Below are 14,450 nucleotides of genomic sequence, written 5' to 3'. Positions count from 1 at the left end.
GGGCGGGAGGAGCCGCGCTCAGTCGCGGGCGATGGCGACGATCTGCGAAGCCGCGGCCGAGACGATCACGGGGTCACCGGGCGCGACGCGTGCGGCGGAGTCGGCGCGCACGTCTGACACGAGCCGCACCCGATCGCCGGCGGGGTCCGTCGCCTCGACCGTCACGAGCACGTCGACCCCTCGGTACGCGACATCGACGACGACCGCGGGCAGCGACAGGGCAGACGAGCCGGTGGCCGCGCTGCTCGTCACCGCGAGGTGCTCCGGCCGCACGGTCGCGAGCGACCCGTCGGCGAGGCCGAGGAAGTTCTCGTAGCCGAGGAAGTCGGCGACGAAGCGGTTCGCCGGAGCGCCGAAGACCGCGGCCGGAGCACCCTGCTGCATGATGCGCCCGGCGCGCATGAGCACCATCTCGTCGCTCATCTCGAGCGCCTCGTCCTGGTCGTGGGTGACCAGCACGACGGTCAGGCCCGTCTCGGACTGGATGCGGCGGATCTCGGAGCGCATCTGCACGCGGAGCCGCGCATCGAGGTTCGACAGCGGTTCGTCGAGCAAGAGCAGCCGCGGGCGGATCGCGATGGCGCGGGCGAGGGCCACGCGCTGCTGCTGACCGCCCGAAAGGCGCCGCGGCCGGCTGGCCGCGAGGTGCGCGAGCCCGACCATCTCGAGGCTCTCCGTCACCCGCTGCGCCCGCTCGGCGCGTCCGAGGCCGCGCAGCTTGAGGCCGTAGCCCACGTTCTCGGCGACGCTCAGGTGCGGGAACAGCGCGTACGACTGGAATACCATGCCCAGCCCGCGCTTCTCGGGGGCGAGCCGGGTGCTGTCGACGCCGTCGATCAAGATCTGGCCGGAGGTCGGCGTGGAATAGCCCGCGAGCATCCGCAGCGATGTGGTCTTGCCGCATCCGCTGGGCCCGAGAAGGGTGGTCAGCTTCCCAGCCGGGATCGCCAGGTCGATTCCGTCGACCGCGGTGAAGTCACCGAAGACCTGACTGACGTCGACGAATTCCGCTGCTGCGCTCATCGGTTGATGCCTCCGAAGATCTGTGCGAAGCCGACGCTGCGCTCGGCGATGATCGCGATGACGACGGTCGCCGCGAGGATGAGGGTGGACGTGGCTGCGACCATCGGGTCGTAGCTCTGCTGGACGTAGTCGAGCATCGTCACGGGCAGGGTCCTGGCGTCGCGGCTCTGCAGGAGCAGCGACAGCGGGACGTTGTTGAACGAGGTCACGAACCCGAGCAGCGCGGCCGAGAAGACGCCCGGGCGCAGGACCGGGAGCGTGACCGTGAAGAAGGTGCGCAGAGGACCGGCCCCGAGTCCTCGCGCGGCCTCCTCGAGCGCGGGATCGCTGGTGGCGAGCGAGGCGCCGGTCACGCGGACCGCGTAGGGGAGCAGGAGCGCCGTGTGCCCGATCAGCAGTACGGCCGCGTTGTCGACGTCGAGCGTGACGACGAGCTGCTGGAACAGCGCCAGGCCGACGACGAGCTCGGGAACGATCAGCGGCGAGAGGAAGAGTCCCTCGATGAGCGAGCGGCCGGGGATCCTGCCGCGGTAGATCGCCAGGGTGGCGGGGATGCCGATGAGCAGGGCGATCGCCGTCGAGAGCACGGCGAGCTGCGCGCTGGTCGCCAGCGACTCCAGGAACGGGTCGTACGAGAGCGCCTCGCCGAACCAGCGGAACGAGAAGCCCTCCGGCGGGAAGCGGAGCGTCGAGCCGGCAGTGAAGGCCGTGGCGACGACGAACAGGATCGGCACGATCATGATCACGTAGCCGGCGACCGCGAGCGACGCGGCGACGGGGCGGCGGGTCCTCACGAGACGGCTCCCTTCCGGGCGACGAGGGACGAGAGTCCGGAGACCAGGAAGACCAGGACCGTCATGACGATCGCCGTGGCGGAGGCTCCGGCCCAGTCGATCGTGACGCTGGAGAAGGAGAACAGCTGGGTGCTCAGCATCCGCTGGCTCGACCCTCCGAGCAGGTAGGGCGTCGTGTACGCGGTGACCGAGCCGGCGAAGACCAGCGTCGCCGCGACGACCACTCCGGGCAGCGAGAGCGGGACGACCACGTCCCAGAAAGTGCGGGTGGGGCTCGCGCCCAGTCCGCGGGCAGCGTCGTCGAGGCCGGCGTCCACCTGCGAGACGGCGGAGTAGCAGGAGATGATCGCGAGCGGCAGGAAGAGCTGCGTCAGGCCCAGCACGATCGCGAGCTCCGTGTAGAGCAGCTGCGGCGCCTCGGACACGATGCCCAGGCCTACGAGCAGCTGGCCGATCGCGCCGTTCGAGCCGAGCACGACGAGCCAGCCGAAGGTGCGCACGACGTTGCTGAGCAGCAGCGGGAAGATCGCGAGGGCCAGCAGGACGCCGGACCAGCGGGATGAGGAGCGCGCCAGCAGGTAGGCGATCGGGAAGCCGAGGACGACGCAGATCAGCGTGACCACGAGCCCGATGCCGACCGTGCGGCCGATGATGCGCAGCTCGTAGGGGTCGGTGAGCATCTCGCCGACGCGGGCTATGACCTCGAGGGAACCCGTGCCGGGAGGCGCGAAGAGCATCACCAGAGAGGGGACGACGAAGAAGAGCAGCAGGAAGCCCAGCCCGGGCAGGAGCAGGAGGGGAGCGGTCCTCGACCTCACGAGTACCTCCGATCGGACGCGTCGAGCGGCGCAGGAGGCCGCGGGGTGAATGTAACCGGTTGCATCGACGATAGACCGGTGAGGGTACCGGGCGTGATTCGCGCATGTGAACACTGTGTTTCGGGCGTTGCACGTCATCGCCCATCAGGAATGCGAGCGGTTGCAGTCGGCGCTCTATGATCACGGGAGAGCCGAAGGGGGATCCATGGCCACGCTCGCCGACGTCGCCGCCCTCGCCGGCGTGTCCAAGGCGACCGCGTCGCGCACACTCTCCCGCCCCGAAGTCGTCTCTCCCGACACGGCCGCGCGGGTGCTCAGCGCCGCGGCGAAGCTCGGTTTCATCCCCAACTCCGCCGCCCGCCAGCTGGCCCGCGGCCGCACCGGCGTCGTCGCGCTGGTCGTGCCCACTCTCGACAACGCTTTCTTCACCCCGATCATCGGGGGAGCGCAGCGCCGCGCCGACGAGGACGGCCTGCAACTGACCGTGGCTGTGCACCCCCTCGAGGCGGTGCGCGAGCTCGAGGCGTTCGACCGCCTCTCGCGCCAGGTCGACGGCTTCATCGTGGTCGCGCCGCGCGGCAGCGACGAGCTGCTGCTCTCCGCGGGATCGCAGAAGCCGACCGTGCTGGTCGACCGCGAGGTCGACGGGATCACCTCCGTCGTCGCCGACACCGCCTCGGCGTTCGGCGCGCTCGTCGAGCGCTTCACAGCCGACGGTCACGAGCGCGTGCTCTACATCGGCGGCCCCGACGGGTCGTGGCAGGACCGGCAGCGCACGGCCGCGGTCCGCGAGTCAGCGCGGCGCGGGGGAGCGGAGCTGACGGTGCTGGGTCCCTTCCCGGCCACTTTCGCGGCAGGGGTGGGCGCCGCGGCCGCGGTGCGCGGCTCCGGAGCGACAGCCGTGGTGCCGTACGCGACCGCCCTCGGGCTCGGGGTGCAGTACGCGCTGCTGTCGTCGGGTGGCGTGCCGGCAGGACTCGTCGTGAGCTCCGAGCGCTCCATCGTCGACGCACTCGGCCTGATCGGGGTTCCCGCGGTCGACGTCGACGGCGAAGAGCTCGGACGAGCCGCGGCCTCTCTGCTGATCGACCGCCTCGGACGGAAGGACGCACCCCCCGAGCGACGCCGACTGGCGGTCCCGGTCCGGTGGCGCGCCGGTCCCTGACCATCTCGAGGCGAGACGGATGGCCGGGTGCGGATCTCAGCTCGCAGCCGGCGTCGCCTAGCCCTCGGTTCGCCGGATCGGCAGCACCACCGGTCGTCCCGTCGTCGCGTCGGCGAGGATCTGCGCCTCGATCTCGAAGACCTCGCGGAGAAGGTCGACGGTCAGCACCTCGGCGGGTGGGCCGTCCGCGACGACGGTGCCGTCGCTGAGGACGAGGAGCCGGTCGCAGCAGCGCGCGGCGAGGCTGAGGTCGTGCAGGACGAGCGCCATCGTGGTGCCCTGCTCGTGATTGATGCGGGCGAGGAGGTCGAGCACGTCGAGCTGGTGCGCGATGTCGAGGTAGGTGGTGGGCTCGTCGAGGAGGAGGGTGCGCGGCTCCTGGGCGAGCGCCATCGCGATCCATGCGCGCTGGCGCTGGCCGCCGGACAGCTCGTCGAGGTGCGCGTCGGCGAGCTCGGGGAGGCCGGTCCGGTCGAGGGCGGCGAGCACGACCTCCTCGTCGGCGGTCGACCACTGGTCGTACCAGCGGCGGTGCGGGTCCCGGCCGCGGGCGACGAGGTCGAGCACCGACATGCCCTCGGGGGTGGCGGGGGCCTGCGGCAGGATCCCGACCTCGCGCGCCAGGGCCCGCGGGTGCACGGATCCGATCGGGGAGCCGTCGACCAGCACGGCGCCCGAGGTGGGGCTCTCGAGGCGGCCGAGGCTGCGGAGGAGCGTCGACTTGCCGGATCCGTTCGGGCCGACGACGGCGGTCATCGTCCCCGGCTCGAGGGCGACGTCGACCGAGTCGAGCGCCGGGCGCGGCGAGCGGCCGAAGCGCACGGTGAGGCTCTCGGCCGCCAGGGCGGGGTTCGTGGGCATTCAGGCTCTCCGTCCGAAGCGGGTGATCAGGAGTGCGGCGAGCACCGGGCCGCCGACGATCGCGACGACGGCCCCCGCCGGGAGGGTGATCGGCGCGAAGGCGGTCCTCGCGACGAGGTCGCTCGCCGCCACGAAGAGCGCGCCGACGGCGGCCGAGGCGGCGAGGGGCGGATGCGAGGCGCCGGTCGCGAGACGGGCGGCGTGCGGGGCGACGAGCGCGACGAAGCCGAGGGGGCCGACCGCCGCGGCGGACACTGCGGTGAGCGCCCCGGCGACGACGAGCAGCACGAGCGCGGTGGGACCCGGCGCGGTGCCGAGCGCCCGGGCGACGTCGGGGCCGAGGTGCAGCGCGCCGAGCCGGTGGGCGAGGGGGACGAGGATGATCACGCCGACGGCCAGGGCGGTGACGACCGGCCAGAACTCGGGCCACGACCGCTGGTTGAGCGATCCGGTGAGCCAGACGTTCGCACGCGCGGCGTCCTTGATCGGGGCGACGATGAGCAGCAGGTTGATCACTCCGGTGAAGAACGCGGTGACGCCGAGCCCGACGAGCAGCGGGCGGATCCCGGTGAGCCGGGTGCGCCCCGTCAGCAGCACGACGAGCGCGCTGGCGACGAGAGCGCCGCCCAGCGCGGCGGTCGGCACGCCGATCTCGCGGAGGACCCCCGAGGCGGACGCGGTGCCGCCGAGCGTGATCACCGCGACGGCGCCGGCGCTCGCTCCGCCGGTCACCCCGAGGAGGTCGGGGGTGGCGAGGGTGTTCCGGGCGGTCGTCAGCGTGATGGCACCCGCGATCGCGAGGGCGGCGCCGACGGCGAGGCCGGTCAGGATGCGCGGCAGGCGCACCACCTGGACGACGAGCAGGTCCCGCCGGTCGCCGTGGCCGAGGAGGGCGGCGGCGACCTCCGCGGGGGACAGGGTGTAGTCGCCCGTGCCGAGGGACAGGATCGCGATCAGCGCGGCCGCCGCCGTCGCCGCGATCGCCACCCCGAGCCGGCGGGGCCGGACTCGGGTGCTGAGGCCGCCGAGGCGGAGCGAGCGGATCGCCGTCGGCTGTCGCGCCGCGCTCATCGGGTGCGCGATCGGAACGAGACGACGATGGCCAGGAAGACCGGGGCGCCGAGCAGGGCGACGACGACGCCGACGGGCACCTCGGTGGGGCGGGCGACGACGCGACCGGCGACGTCTGCCGCGACGACCGCCACCGCGCCGATCGCCGCGCTCATCGGGAGCAGCCAGGAGTGCGTGCGGCCGACCAGCAGGCGGACGAGGTGCGGCACGACGAGCCCGACGAAGCCGATCGCGCCGCAGCAGATGACGGCTCCCGCCGTGAGGAGGGTCACGCTGACGAGGCCGACGAGTCGCGCGCGCACGACGTTCCGCCCGAGGGCGGTGACCAGGTCGTCGCCCAGCGCGAGTGCGTCGAGGGTGGGCGCCTGCGCGAGCGCGAGCACCGCGCCGACGGCGATGCAGACGAAGCCGGGGAGAAGGGCGGCGAGATCGTGCTCGCCGCTGAGCGAGCCGACCGTGAAGAAGCGGAACAGGTCGAGGGTCGAGGAGCTGGTGAGCAGGATCACGCCGGTGACGGCGCTGAGCACCGCCGCGACCGCCGAGCCGGCGAGCACGAGGGTCGCGGGGGAGGAGTCTCGGCGCGAGCCCGCGAGCCGGCCGAGGGCCGCGACCAGCGTCGTGGCTGCGGCGGCGCCGAGGAGGGCGAACCAGACGAAGTCGACCGGCGTCGTGGCGCCGAGGAAGGCGATGGCGACGACCACGAGCAGCGAGGCGCCCGCCGAGATGCCGAGCAGGCCGGGGTCGGCGAGCGGATTGCGGGTGTGCGCCTGGATGACCACTCCGGCCATCGCCAGCGCCGCGCCGCCCGCCGCGGCCAGGACGGTCCGGGGGATCCGCTGGTCGAAGAGGATCGTCCGCGCCTCGACGTCACCGCGCCCCGAGAGCGCGTCGACGACGGCCGTCGAGCTCAGCGGCAGGCTCCCGATCAGGGTCCCCGCGACCAGCACGCCGAGGACGGCGGCGACGGCGGCGAGCGACCAGGCGACCCGCCGGGCGCGGCCGTGCACCCGGCGGGAGGGGGCGGCGGGCTCCGGGCGCGCCCGGGTCGACGAGGGGCGGGCGGCGGTCACTCGGCTGCGAGGCCCGCGTAGAGCTCCTCGAGCTGGTCGAGGATCCGCATGGCCGTGATCGGCCCGCCGTCGTGGGTGAGGCGGTCTCCGCGCACGACGTCGCCGGCCGCGACGGCGGGGAGCTCCTGCCAGAGGTCCGTGGCCTGCAGTTCGGCCCACCAGTCCGCGCTGGTGACGAAGACGTAGATGCCGCCCGCGTCCTGGTATGCGGACAGGGTCTGCTCATAGCTGAACTCGACGGTCTCGCCGCTCGCGAGCGCCGAGGCGAAGGCGGCCGACGGGGTCGCGCCGAGGTCCTCGAGCACGAGCGACTCGAGGCGCTGCCCCCCGACGTCGCTGCCCTCGTCGTCGAACTCGAAGGGGACGACCGGGGTCGCCGCGATCTCCTCGGCGAAGGCCGTCTTCAGCTCGGCGACGCGTGCGTCGTAGCGGTCGATCCACTCCTGGGCGAGCTCCTCGGTGCCGGTCGCGGCGCCGACGGTGAGGATGTCCTCCTGCCAGGTGGTCTCGTCCTGGTTGCCGATCGCGACGACGGGGGCGATCGCCTCGAGCTCGGCCGCGATGGGCTCGATCTCGGTGCTGCGCGAGACGATCAGGCTCGGCGCCTTCTCCGCGATGCTCTCGAGGTTGATCTCGTCGACCAGGAAGAGCTCCTCCGCGCCGTCGGCCGTCGCCGCGTCGATCGCGTCGGCCAGCGGGCCGCGGAGCTCGTAGCCGTCGGCGGCGTCGCGGGCGGGGAAGCCGACGAGGGGGAGCTCGAGCGCGAGCACGATGTCGGTGTCGCGGCGGCCCTCGAGCACGACCACGGAGTCGATGGCGGACGGCACCTCGACCGCGCCGCGGACGGTGTCGACCTGCCGGGTCTGCTCGGCGCCTCCGCCCGCTGCCGAGCAGGCGGTGAGGAGGGAGACCGCGACGATCGTGGTGGTGGCGGCCAGCGGACGGCGCCAGGCAGTGCTCGACATGCAGTTCTCCAAGGATTAGGTGAGGCTTACCTATCATGTAAGCATGTGCAGTGCTGCAGGAGCAACTCGCATCGTGCAGGATGAGGCGACAGAAGGGGGAGCGTCGTGAGCTTCCGAGTCGTGGCGACCAGCAGCACGAAGACGTGGACTCCCGTCGAGGACCGCGTCCTCCGCGTGCTGCTCACGCACGCCGACGCCTCCCTTCTGCCGGCGGCCGCGGTCGCCGATCTCGCGGGCGCGCACGAGTCGACGGTGATCCGGCTGGCGCAGAAGCTCGGCTATCGCGGCTACACCGATCTCCGTGAGGACCTGCGGGCGGACGAGACGCGCTCCTCGGGCGCTGAGAGCGGAGCGAGCGCGGGTCCGGCGGACTTCGGCGCCCGCGAGGGGCGCTCGGTATCGCTGCTCGCGAGCGGGGTGTCGGCGGAGGATCTGCGCGAGTCCGCTTCCGCCCTGCACCGCAGCCGGGAGGTCTACCTGCTCGCGAAGAACGACGACCTGCCCCTGCGCGATCTGCTCGCGGCGCGTGTCCGGCGACTCGGCAAGACCACCCACCTGCTCGGCTCGTCCGCGAAGGACATCGCCGAGCGGATGCGCAACTTCGACGAGCGCTCGGTGCTGATCGCCTTCTCGCTGCGGGCCTCGTCCCGCTACTTGGCACCGGTGCTCGCGGAGGTCGCCCGGCGGGGCGGGCGGTCGATCGTCGTCACAGATGTCAGCGGCTCCCCACTGCAGCCGCCCCCCGATCACCTCCTCCGCGCACCGTCGCGCGCCGACACGGGAGCCGATACCGATCTCGTGCCGATGGCGCTGTGCTACCTCCTCATCGAGGAGGTGCGGGCGGCGGATCCGATGGGCTACGCGGAGACCGCCGCTGGCATCGACGACTTCGCCCGCCTCCTCGGGGGCCGCTCGGAGTCGTCCTGACCGAGCCAATCCCAGCCCGTCGTCGACGACGTTCATGCAGTCCGGGCAGGGGAATCGAGCGCGCGTTCGGCTGCCAAACTGACATAATCTCGATTCTCGGGACTAGCGGTTGTCGGCGGGAGTGCTTGAAGGGGATTTCCGGTGGTCGGCTGCGATGCGGCCGCGGGAGCTGCCCTTCACGGCTGACCTGCAAGAGCGCTCGAGTGACCCGACTGAGTTCTCGGCCGGGCGAATCGACCCTGGACGAGGAAGAGCACCGCCTCCCCGAGGGGAGGACGGTGCTCTTCCTCGTCGGCCGGCCGAGTGCTCAGACCCGGTGGAGCCAGGTGAGCTGGGAGTTCGGCTCGACGATCAGCGGGCCGAGCTTCTCGTTGAAGACCGCTCCGTAGTCGGCGGAAATGTGCGCCTGGAAGGCGTCCTCGTCGCGGTAGATCTCGTAGACGAAGAACCGCGCGGGGTCGTCCTCGCGCCGGTAGGGCACGAACTCGACGTTGCCGGGCTCCTGGCGGACGAGCTCGCCGAGGTCGGCGATCATGCCGGCGACGGTGTCCTCGTGGCCGGGCTTCGCCGTGAACTCGGCGTAGAGGATGCGGGGGGCGGTGTCCGTCATGCGGTGGCGGCTCCCGTCATGATGGCGACCGCGTCGGTCATCGAGTGCGACTGCGGCGTGATGGTCGCCGCCTTCTTGCCGAGGCGCTGGATGTGGATGCGGTCGGCGACGTCGAAGACGTGCGGCATGTTGTGGCTGATCAGGATGACGGGGATGCCGCGGTCGCGCAGGTTGCGCACGAGCTGGAGCACCTGGTTCGACTCGCGCACGCCGAGGGCCGCGGTGGGCTCGTCGAGGACGACCACCTTCGAGCCGAACGCCGCGGCGCGGGCGACGGCGACGGCCTGGCGCTGGCCGCCGGAGAGGTTCTCCACCGGGACGGTGACGTCCTGGAGGGTCGAGATGCCGAGCTCGGTCAGCTCCGCGCGGGCCTCCTTGCGCATGCCGGCGGTGTCGAGCATCCGGAACACGGAGCCGAGCACGCCCTTCTTGCGCTTCTCGCGGCCGAGGTAGAGGTTCGACGCGACGTCGAGCGCGGGGGAGACGGCCAGATTCTGGTAGACCGTCTCGATGCCGGCGCCCCGCGCGTCCTGGGGGCGCTTGAAGGTCACGGGCTTGCCGTCGAGGAGGATCTCGCCCTCGTCGGGGATCTCGGCACCGGTGAGGCACTTGATCAGGGTGGACTTGCCGGCTCCGTTGTCGCCGATGATCGCCAGGACCTCGCCGGGGTAGAGCTCCAGGCTGACGCCGTCGAGCCCGACCACGCGGCCGAAGGTCTTCACGAGGCGCTTGGCCTGCAGGACGGGGGTGCGGGCGGCGGCGGGGGCGGTTCCCGCGGCGTCGAGGAGAGTCACTTGCGAACCTTCCGGATCCACTGGTCGACCGAGACGGCGACGATGATGAGCACGCCCACGGCGAGCGTCTGGTAGAGGACGTCGAGTCCGGCGAGCGAGAGCCCGTTGCGGAAGACGCCGACGATGAGGGCGCCGAGCAGGGTGCCCCACACGGTGCCGCGACCGCCGAAGAGGCTGGTCCCGCCGATGACGACGGCGGTGATGGAGTCGAGGTTGAGGTCGGCTCCGGCGTTCGGGCTGGCGGCGTTGGTGCGGCCGATCTGGATCCACGCGCCGATGGCGAGGATCGCGCCGGCGGCGAGGTAGACGCTCATCAGGACCCGGTTCACGCTGATGCCGGCGAGGCGCGCGGCCTCCTTGTCGTCGCCGACGGCGTAGACGTGGCGGCCCCAGGCGGTCTTGCCGAGGATGAACGCGACCACGATGTAGAGCAGGAGCATCAGGATCACGCCGAAGCTGATCCGGACGCCGAGGATGTCGAAGGTGCCGCCGGTGGAGGGCAGCAGGGCGGGCATGTCGGTGCCGCGGACGGTCGAGCCGCTGGAGTAGAGGAGCGTCAGCGCCACGAAGATGTTGAGCGTGCCGAGCGTCACGATGAACGGGGGGAGCCGCAGCCGCGTCACCAGGACGCCGTTGAAGGCGCCGGCCGCGAGTCCGACGATCAGTCCCAGCAGCAGGGCGACGATCGCGGGCAGGCCGTTCTCGGTCGCGGTCTGCGCGATGACCATCGAGGTGAGGACCATCACGGCGCCGACGGAGAGGTCGATGCCGGCGGTCAGGATGATCAGCGTCTGCGCGACGGCGAGCGTTCCGACGACCGCGACCTGCTGGGTGATGAGCGAGAGGTTCGAGGGGTCGAGGAAGCGGTCGTTCAGCAGTCCGAAGACGATGATCGCGAGGACGAGCACGACGGCGGGGCTGACGGCCGGGTAGCGGTGCAGGACGCCGCGGACGCGGTCGAGCGGCGTGCGGCGGTCGAGGAACTCGCTGGCGAGATCGAGGGCGGAGGTCGGCGGATTCGGGTCGGTGGTCTTCTGAGCCACGATGGCCTTTCTGGAGTCGCTGGGAGCGGAAGGGGGAGGGCGGGGCGCCGGAGCGCCCCGCGTCGGGCTACTCGCCCCAGCAGATCCCGGCGGCGTCGTCGGAGCTGATGCTGTCCAGGCCGTCGACCGGGGTGTCGGTGACGAGCTGCGAGCCGGTGTCGAAGAAGTCCAGGCCCTCGCTGGTGCTGGGCTCGGTGCCGTCCTTCGCGAGCTGCGCGATCGCCTCGACGCCCAGCTGGGCCATCTTCACGGGGTACTGCTGCGCGGTCGCGCCGATCAGGCCCTCCGCCACGTTCTTCACGCCGGCGCAGCCGCCGTCGATCGAGACGAGCAGGACGTCCTTCTCCTTGCCCGCGGCCTGGAGGGCCTGGTACGCGCCGTAGGCGGCGGGCTCGTTGATCGTGTAGACGACGTTGATGTCGGGGTTCTTGGAGAGGAGCGTCTCCATGGCGGTGCGGCCGCCGTCCTCGGCGCCCTGGGTGGCCTCGTTGCCGACGATCTCGTAGTCGCCGCCGCTGTAGCTGCCGGTCTTCTCCTCGTCGCCGTTGACCTCCTCGTCCGCGACGTCGATGCCCATGCCGGTGAGGAAGCCCTGGTCGCGGTTGTAGTCGACCGAGACGACCTTGTCGTCGAACAGGTCGAGCATCGCGATGGTCGCCTTCTCGCCGTCGAGCTGCGCGGCGGTCCACTTCCCGATCGATTCGCCGGCGGTGAAGTTGTCGGTGGCGAAGGTGATGTCGACGGCGTCGGCCGGGTCGGGCGCGGTGTCGAGGGCGATCACGAACAGGCCGGCGTCGCGGGCCTTCGCGATGGCGTCGACGACCGAGGGGCCGTTGGGCGTGATCAGGATGCCCTTGTCGCCCTTCGAGATCGCGTTCTCGATGGCCTGGATCTGGGTGTCCTCGTCGCCGTCCTCCTTGCCCGCGGCGAGCGTGAGGTTCACGCCGGCGGTGGTGGCCGCCTCCTTGGCGCCGTCCTCCATCGCGACGAAGAAGGGGTTCGTGGTGGTCTTGACGATGAGGGTGACGCCCACGCCGTCGCCGCTGTCAGCGGTCGAGCCGGCGTCGGAGGAGCCGGAGCTGGAGCAGGCGGTGATGCCCAGGGCCGCGAGGATCGCGACCGAGCCGAGGCCGAGGTACCGGTTGAAGCGAGGGGAGCGGTTCGTCATTGAAAGTCCTGTTCATAGGGCGGGAGCTGCCTCCCGACAACGATGTCAGGGGAAGGTCTATCGTGTTCTCACAGCTAAGGTCAAGTCATCCCCGAGGAAGTGAGACGACACCGTGACATCGATGTCAGGACCCCGCGACGCCGTCGCCTCCGGTCGCCGCCCCACCATGAAGCACGTCGCCGCCCTCGCCGGAGTCGGCATCAAGACGGTGTCGCGCGTCGTCAACGGGGAGCCGAACGTCTCAGCCGCCACCATCGAGCGCGTGCAGGCCGCGGCGCGGCAGCTGCAGTACCAGCCCGATCTGCACGCCGGGAACCTGCGGCGCTCCAACGGGCGCACGAACACGCTGGGCCTGCTGGTGGGCAGCGTCGCGAACCCCTTCTCGGGAGCGGTGCACCGCGCCGTCGAGGACCTCGCGAACGAGCGCGGCGTCGCGGTCTTCGCCTCGAGCCTGGACGACGACCCGGCCCGCGAGCGGTCGTCGGTGAACGCGTTCGTCTCGCGCCGCGTCGACGGGCTGATCCTCACCACGGTGGCCCCCAGCCAGGCCTACCTGGGCGTCGAGATCGACCGGGGCACCCCCGCGGTGTTCGTCGACCGCGTCCCCACCGGCATCACAGCCGACGCCGTGATCACCGACAACGCCGCCGGGATCGCGCGCGCCGTCGGCCATCTGGCCTCCTTCGGCCACGAGCGCATCGCCTTCCTCGGCGACCGGCCCGAGATCTTCACGGCCCGCGAGCGCGAGCGCGGCTTCCTCGAGGAGATGGCGCGGCGCGGCCTCCCCGTGCTCCCCGGCTTCGTCCGCCACGGCGCCCACGACGAGCACGCGGCCGAGGAGATGGCGACCGAGCTGCTGGCGCAGGAGACGCCGCCGACCGCGATCATCGGCGGGCAGAACCTCGTCACCATCGGCGTCCTCGCGGCTCTGCGCCGCCGCCAGGAGCACGGCCGCGTCGCGCTGATCGGCTTCGACGACATCCCGCTCGCCGAGCTGCTGCACCCCGCCGTCTCCGTCATCGCGCAGAACCCCGGCCTGATGGGGCGGACCGCCGCGGAGCGCGTCTTCCTGCGCCTGGACGGGGAGGACGAGCCGGCGCAGACCTTCGTCATTCCCACCACGCTGATCGCCCGCGGCTCCGGAGAGGTCCCCGTCCATGGCTGAGTCGTCCGTGTCCGCGAAGTCCGTGTCCGAGCCGGCCGTCGTCGTCCTCGGCGACGCCCTGATCGACGTGCTCCGCGACGAGTCCGGCGAGCAGCGCTTCCTCGGCGGCGCCGCCTACAACGTGGCGGTCGGTCTCGCCCTGCTCGGCCACCGCGTCCAGCTGCTCGCGATGATCGGCGACGACGAGGACGGCGCCGCGATCCGCGCCGCGACCGCGGAGCACGGGGTGGAGCTCGTGCCCACCGTCGGTCCGCTCGGCACCTCGGTCGCGATCAGCGAGCGCGTCGACGGCGAGCCGCACTACGTCTTCAACGACGCCGCCCGCCACCGGCGGATCCGCTTCGGCTCCCGCGAGCGCGCGGCCCTCGACGCGGCCGCCCTCGTCGTGGTCAGCTGCTTCCCCTTCGACGACGAGGAGCAGGCGGAGGAGCTGCTCGCGGCCGTCGCCCGCCCCCGGGAGCGCCTCGTCCTCGATCCGAACCCGCGCTCGGGGATGCTCGCCGACGCGGGGCGCTTCCGCCGCGGCTTCGAGCGGCTGGCGGAGCGGTCGCTCCTCGTCAAGATCGGCGACGACGACGTCGCACTGCTGCACGGGCAGCCGCTGATCGAGGTCGTCGCGCAGCTGCGCGGCGCCGGTACCCGGACCGTGCTCGCCACGCGCGGGGCGCAGGGTGCGAGCCTGCACCTCGAGGACGGGACGGCGGCCGACGCGCCGATCGCCTCCGATCCGCGGCCCGTGATCGACACGATGGGCGCCGGCGACGCCTGCCTGGCGGCCGCCGTCTCGTCGATCCTCCGGCGGGGCGTCCCCGCTGTGGCGGCCGACGCCGCCGCGATGCTCGACGACTGCATGCGGATCGCGGCGGCCACCTGCCGCGCCCGCGGGGCCCTCCTGCGCCTCCCGGCTGACCGGCTCACCATCGCCGGCTGATGACTTTCGCAGGAGCCCTTGAATTGTCCGGAGGACAGTCCGTAG

Annotated in this window: 15 protein-coding genes; 4 read left to right on the top strand and 11 right to left on the bottom strand. The window is 72.1% G+C overall.

Annotated elements, in window-relative coordinates; all coding sequences use genetic code 11:
* Positions 1–18: 18 nt before the first annotated feature.
* The 3 genes from GSU72_RS09270 to GSU72_RS09260 are packed head-to-tail and all read right to left on the bottom strand — an operon-like array spanning position 19 to position 2,635.
* On the bottom strand, positions 19–1,023 hold the full coding sequence (locus GSU72_RS09270) for an ABC transporter ATP-binding protein (RefSeq protein WP_159984755.1): 1,005 nt from the start codon (positions 1,021–1,023) through the stop codon (positions 19–21).
* Positions 1,020–1,817, bottom strand: coding sequence for an ABC transporter permease (locus tag GSU72_RS09265; protein ID WP_159984754.1), 798 nt, complete (start codon positions 1,815–1,817; stop codon positions 1,020–1,022). Before GSU72_RS09265 ends, GSU72_RS09270 begins: the two co-directional genes overlap by 4 nt.
* Entirely contained in the window at positions 1,814–2,635 is an 822-nt protein-coding gene (locus tag GSU72_RS09260; RefSeq protein WP_159984753.1) for an ABC transporter permease, read from the bottom strand. Before GSU72_RS09260 ends, GSU72_RS09265 begins: the two co-directional genes overlap by 4 nt.
* Before the next feature lie 205 nt (positions 2,636–2,840).
* Here GSU72_RS09260 and GSU72_RS09255 point away from each other — a divergent pair, with 205 nt between their 5' ends.
* Positions 2,841–3,800 carry a LacI family DNA-binding transcriptional regulator gene (locus GSU72_RS09255; RefSeq protein WP_159984752.1) on the top strand — a complete coding sequence of 320 codons (960 nt, stop codon included), beginning with the start codon at positions 2,841–2,843 and terminating at the stop codon, positions 3,798–3,800.
* A gap of 57 nt (positions 3,801–3,857) precedes the next feature.
* Here the strand turns inward: GSU72_RS09255 and GSU72_RS09250 are convergent, their stop codons facing one another.
* The 4 genes from GSU72_RS09250 to GSU72_RS09235 are packed head-to-tail and all read right to left on the bottom strand — an operon-like array spanning position 3,858 to position 7,767.
* Entirely contained in the window at positions 3,858–4,661 is an 804-nt protein-coding gene (locus tag GSU72_RS09250; RefSeq protein WP_159984751.1) for an ABC transporter ATP-binding protein, read from the bottom strand.
* Complete coding sequence (locus GSU72_RS09245; RefSeq protein WP_159984750.1) at positions 4,662–5,732, bottom strand: iron ABC transporter permease; 1,071 nt, start codon at positions 5,730–5,732, stop codon at positions 4,662–4,664. It abuts the gene before it with no gap.
* A complete protein-coding gene (locus GSU72_RS09240) occupies positions 5,729–6,802 on the bottom strand; it encodes an iron ABC transporter permease (protein WP_208545170.1) in 1,074 nt (357 codons plus the stop codon). Before GSU72_RS09240 ends, GSU72_RS09245 begins: the two co-directional genes overlap by 4 nt.
* On the bottom strand, positions 6,799–7,767 hold the full coding sequence (locus GSU72_RS09235) for an ABC transporter substrate-binding protein (protein WP_159984749.1): 969 nt from the start codon (positions 7,765–7,767) through the stop codon (positions 6,799–6,801). The genes GSU72_RS09240 and GSU72_RS09235 overlap by 4 nt, the downstream gene beginning before the upstream one ends.
* A gap of 105 nt (positions 7,768–7,872) precedes the next feature.
* On the opposite strand from GSU72_RS09235, the gene GSU72_RS09230 reads away from it, so the two are divergent.
* On the top strand, positions 7,873–8,694 hold the full coding sequence (locus tag GSU72_RS09230) for an SIS domain-containing protein (protein WP_159984748.1): 822 nt from the start codon (positions 7,873–7,875) through the stop codon (positions 8,692–8,694).
* Between the two features lie 307 nt (positions 8,695–9,001).
* Here the strand turns inward: GSU72_RS09230 and GSU72_RS09225 are convergent, their stop codons facing one another.
* The 4 genes from GSU72_RS09225 to GSU72_RS09210 form a co-directional block, all read right to left on the bottom strand.
* Positions 9,002–9,304, bottom strand: a complete 303-nt coding sequence (locus GSU72_RS09225) for a putative quinol monooxygenase (RefSeq protein ID WP_159984747.1) — start codon at positions 9,302–9,304, stop codon at positions 9,002–9,004.
* A complete protein-coding gene (locus tag GSU72_RS09220) occupies positions 9,301–10,098 on the bottom strand; it encodes an ATP-binding cassette domain-containing protein (protein ID WP_127887617.1) in 798 nt (265 codons plus the stop codon). The genes GSU72_RS09225 and GSU72_RS09220 overlap by 4 nt, the downstream gene beginning before the upstream one ends.
* Complete coding sequence (locus tag GSU72_RS09215) at positions 10,095–11,141, bottom strand: ABC transporter permease (protein ID WP_123446891.1); 1,047 nt, start codon at positions 11,139–11,141, stop codon at positions 10,095–10,097. The genes GSU72_RS09220 and GSU72_RS09215 overlap by 4 nt, the downstream gene beginning before the upstream one ends.
* A 67-nt stretch (positions 11,142–11,208) precedes the next feature.
* Positions 11,209–12,309 (bottom strand): substrate-binding domain-containing protein, encoded by a 1,101-nt coding sequence (locus GSU72_RS09210; protein WP_159984746.1) that lies wholly within the window; start codon positions 12,307–12,309, stop codon positions 11,209–11,211.
* 121 nt (positions 12,310–12,430) lie between these two features.
* On the opposite strand from GSU72_RS09210, the gene GSU72_RS09205 reads away from it, so the two are divergent.
* Positions 12,431–13,474, top strand: a complete 1,044-nt coding sequence (locus GSU72_RS09205) for a LacI family DNA-binding transcriptional regulator (RefSeq protein ID WP_244256057.1) — start codon at positions 12,431–12,433, stop codon at positions 13,472–13,474.
* Complete coding sequence (locus tag GSU72_RS09200) at positions 13,467–14,405, top strand: PfkB family carbohydrate kinase (RefSeq protein WP_244256056.1); 939 nt, start codon at positions 13,467–13,469, stop codon at positions 14,403–14,405. The genes GSU72_RS09205 and GSU72_RS09200 overlap by 8 nt, the downstream gene beginning before the upstream one ends.
* Positions 14,406–14,450 lie beyond the last annotated feature (45 nt).

This window comes from Rathayibacter sp. VKM Ac-2760, assembly GCF_009834185.1.
Taxonomy (GTDB): domain Bacteria; phylum Actinomycetota; class Actinomycetes; order Actinomycetales; family Microbacteriaceae; genus Rathayibacter.
This window is presented reverse-complemented; position numbering and strand designations above follow the sequence as displayed.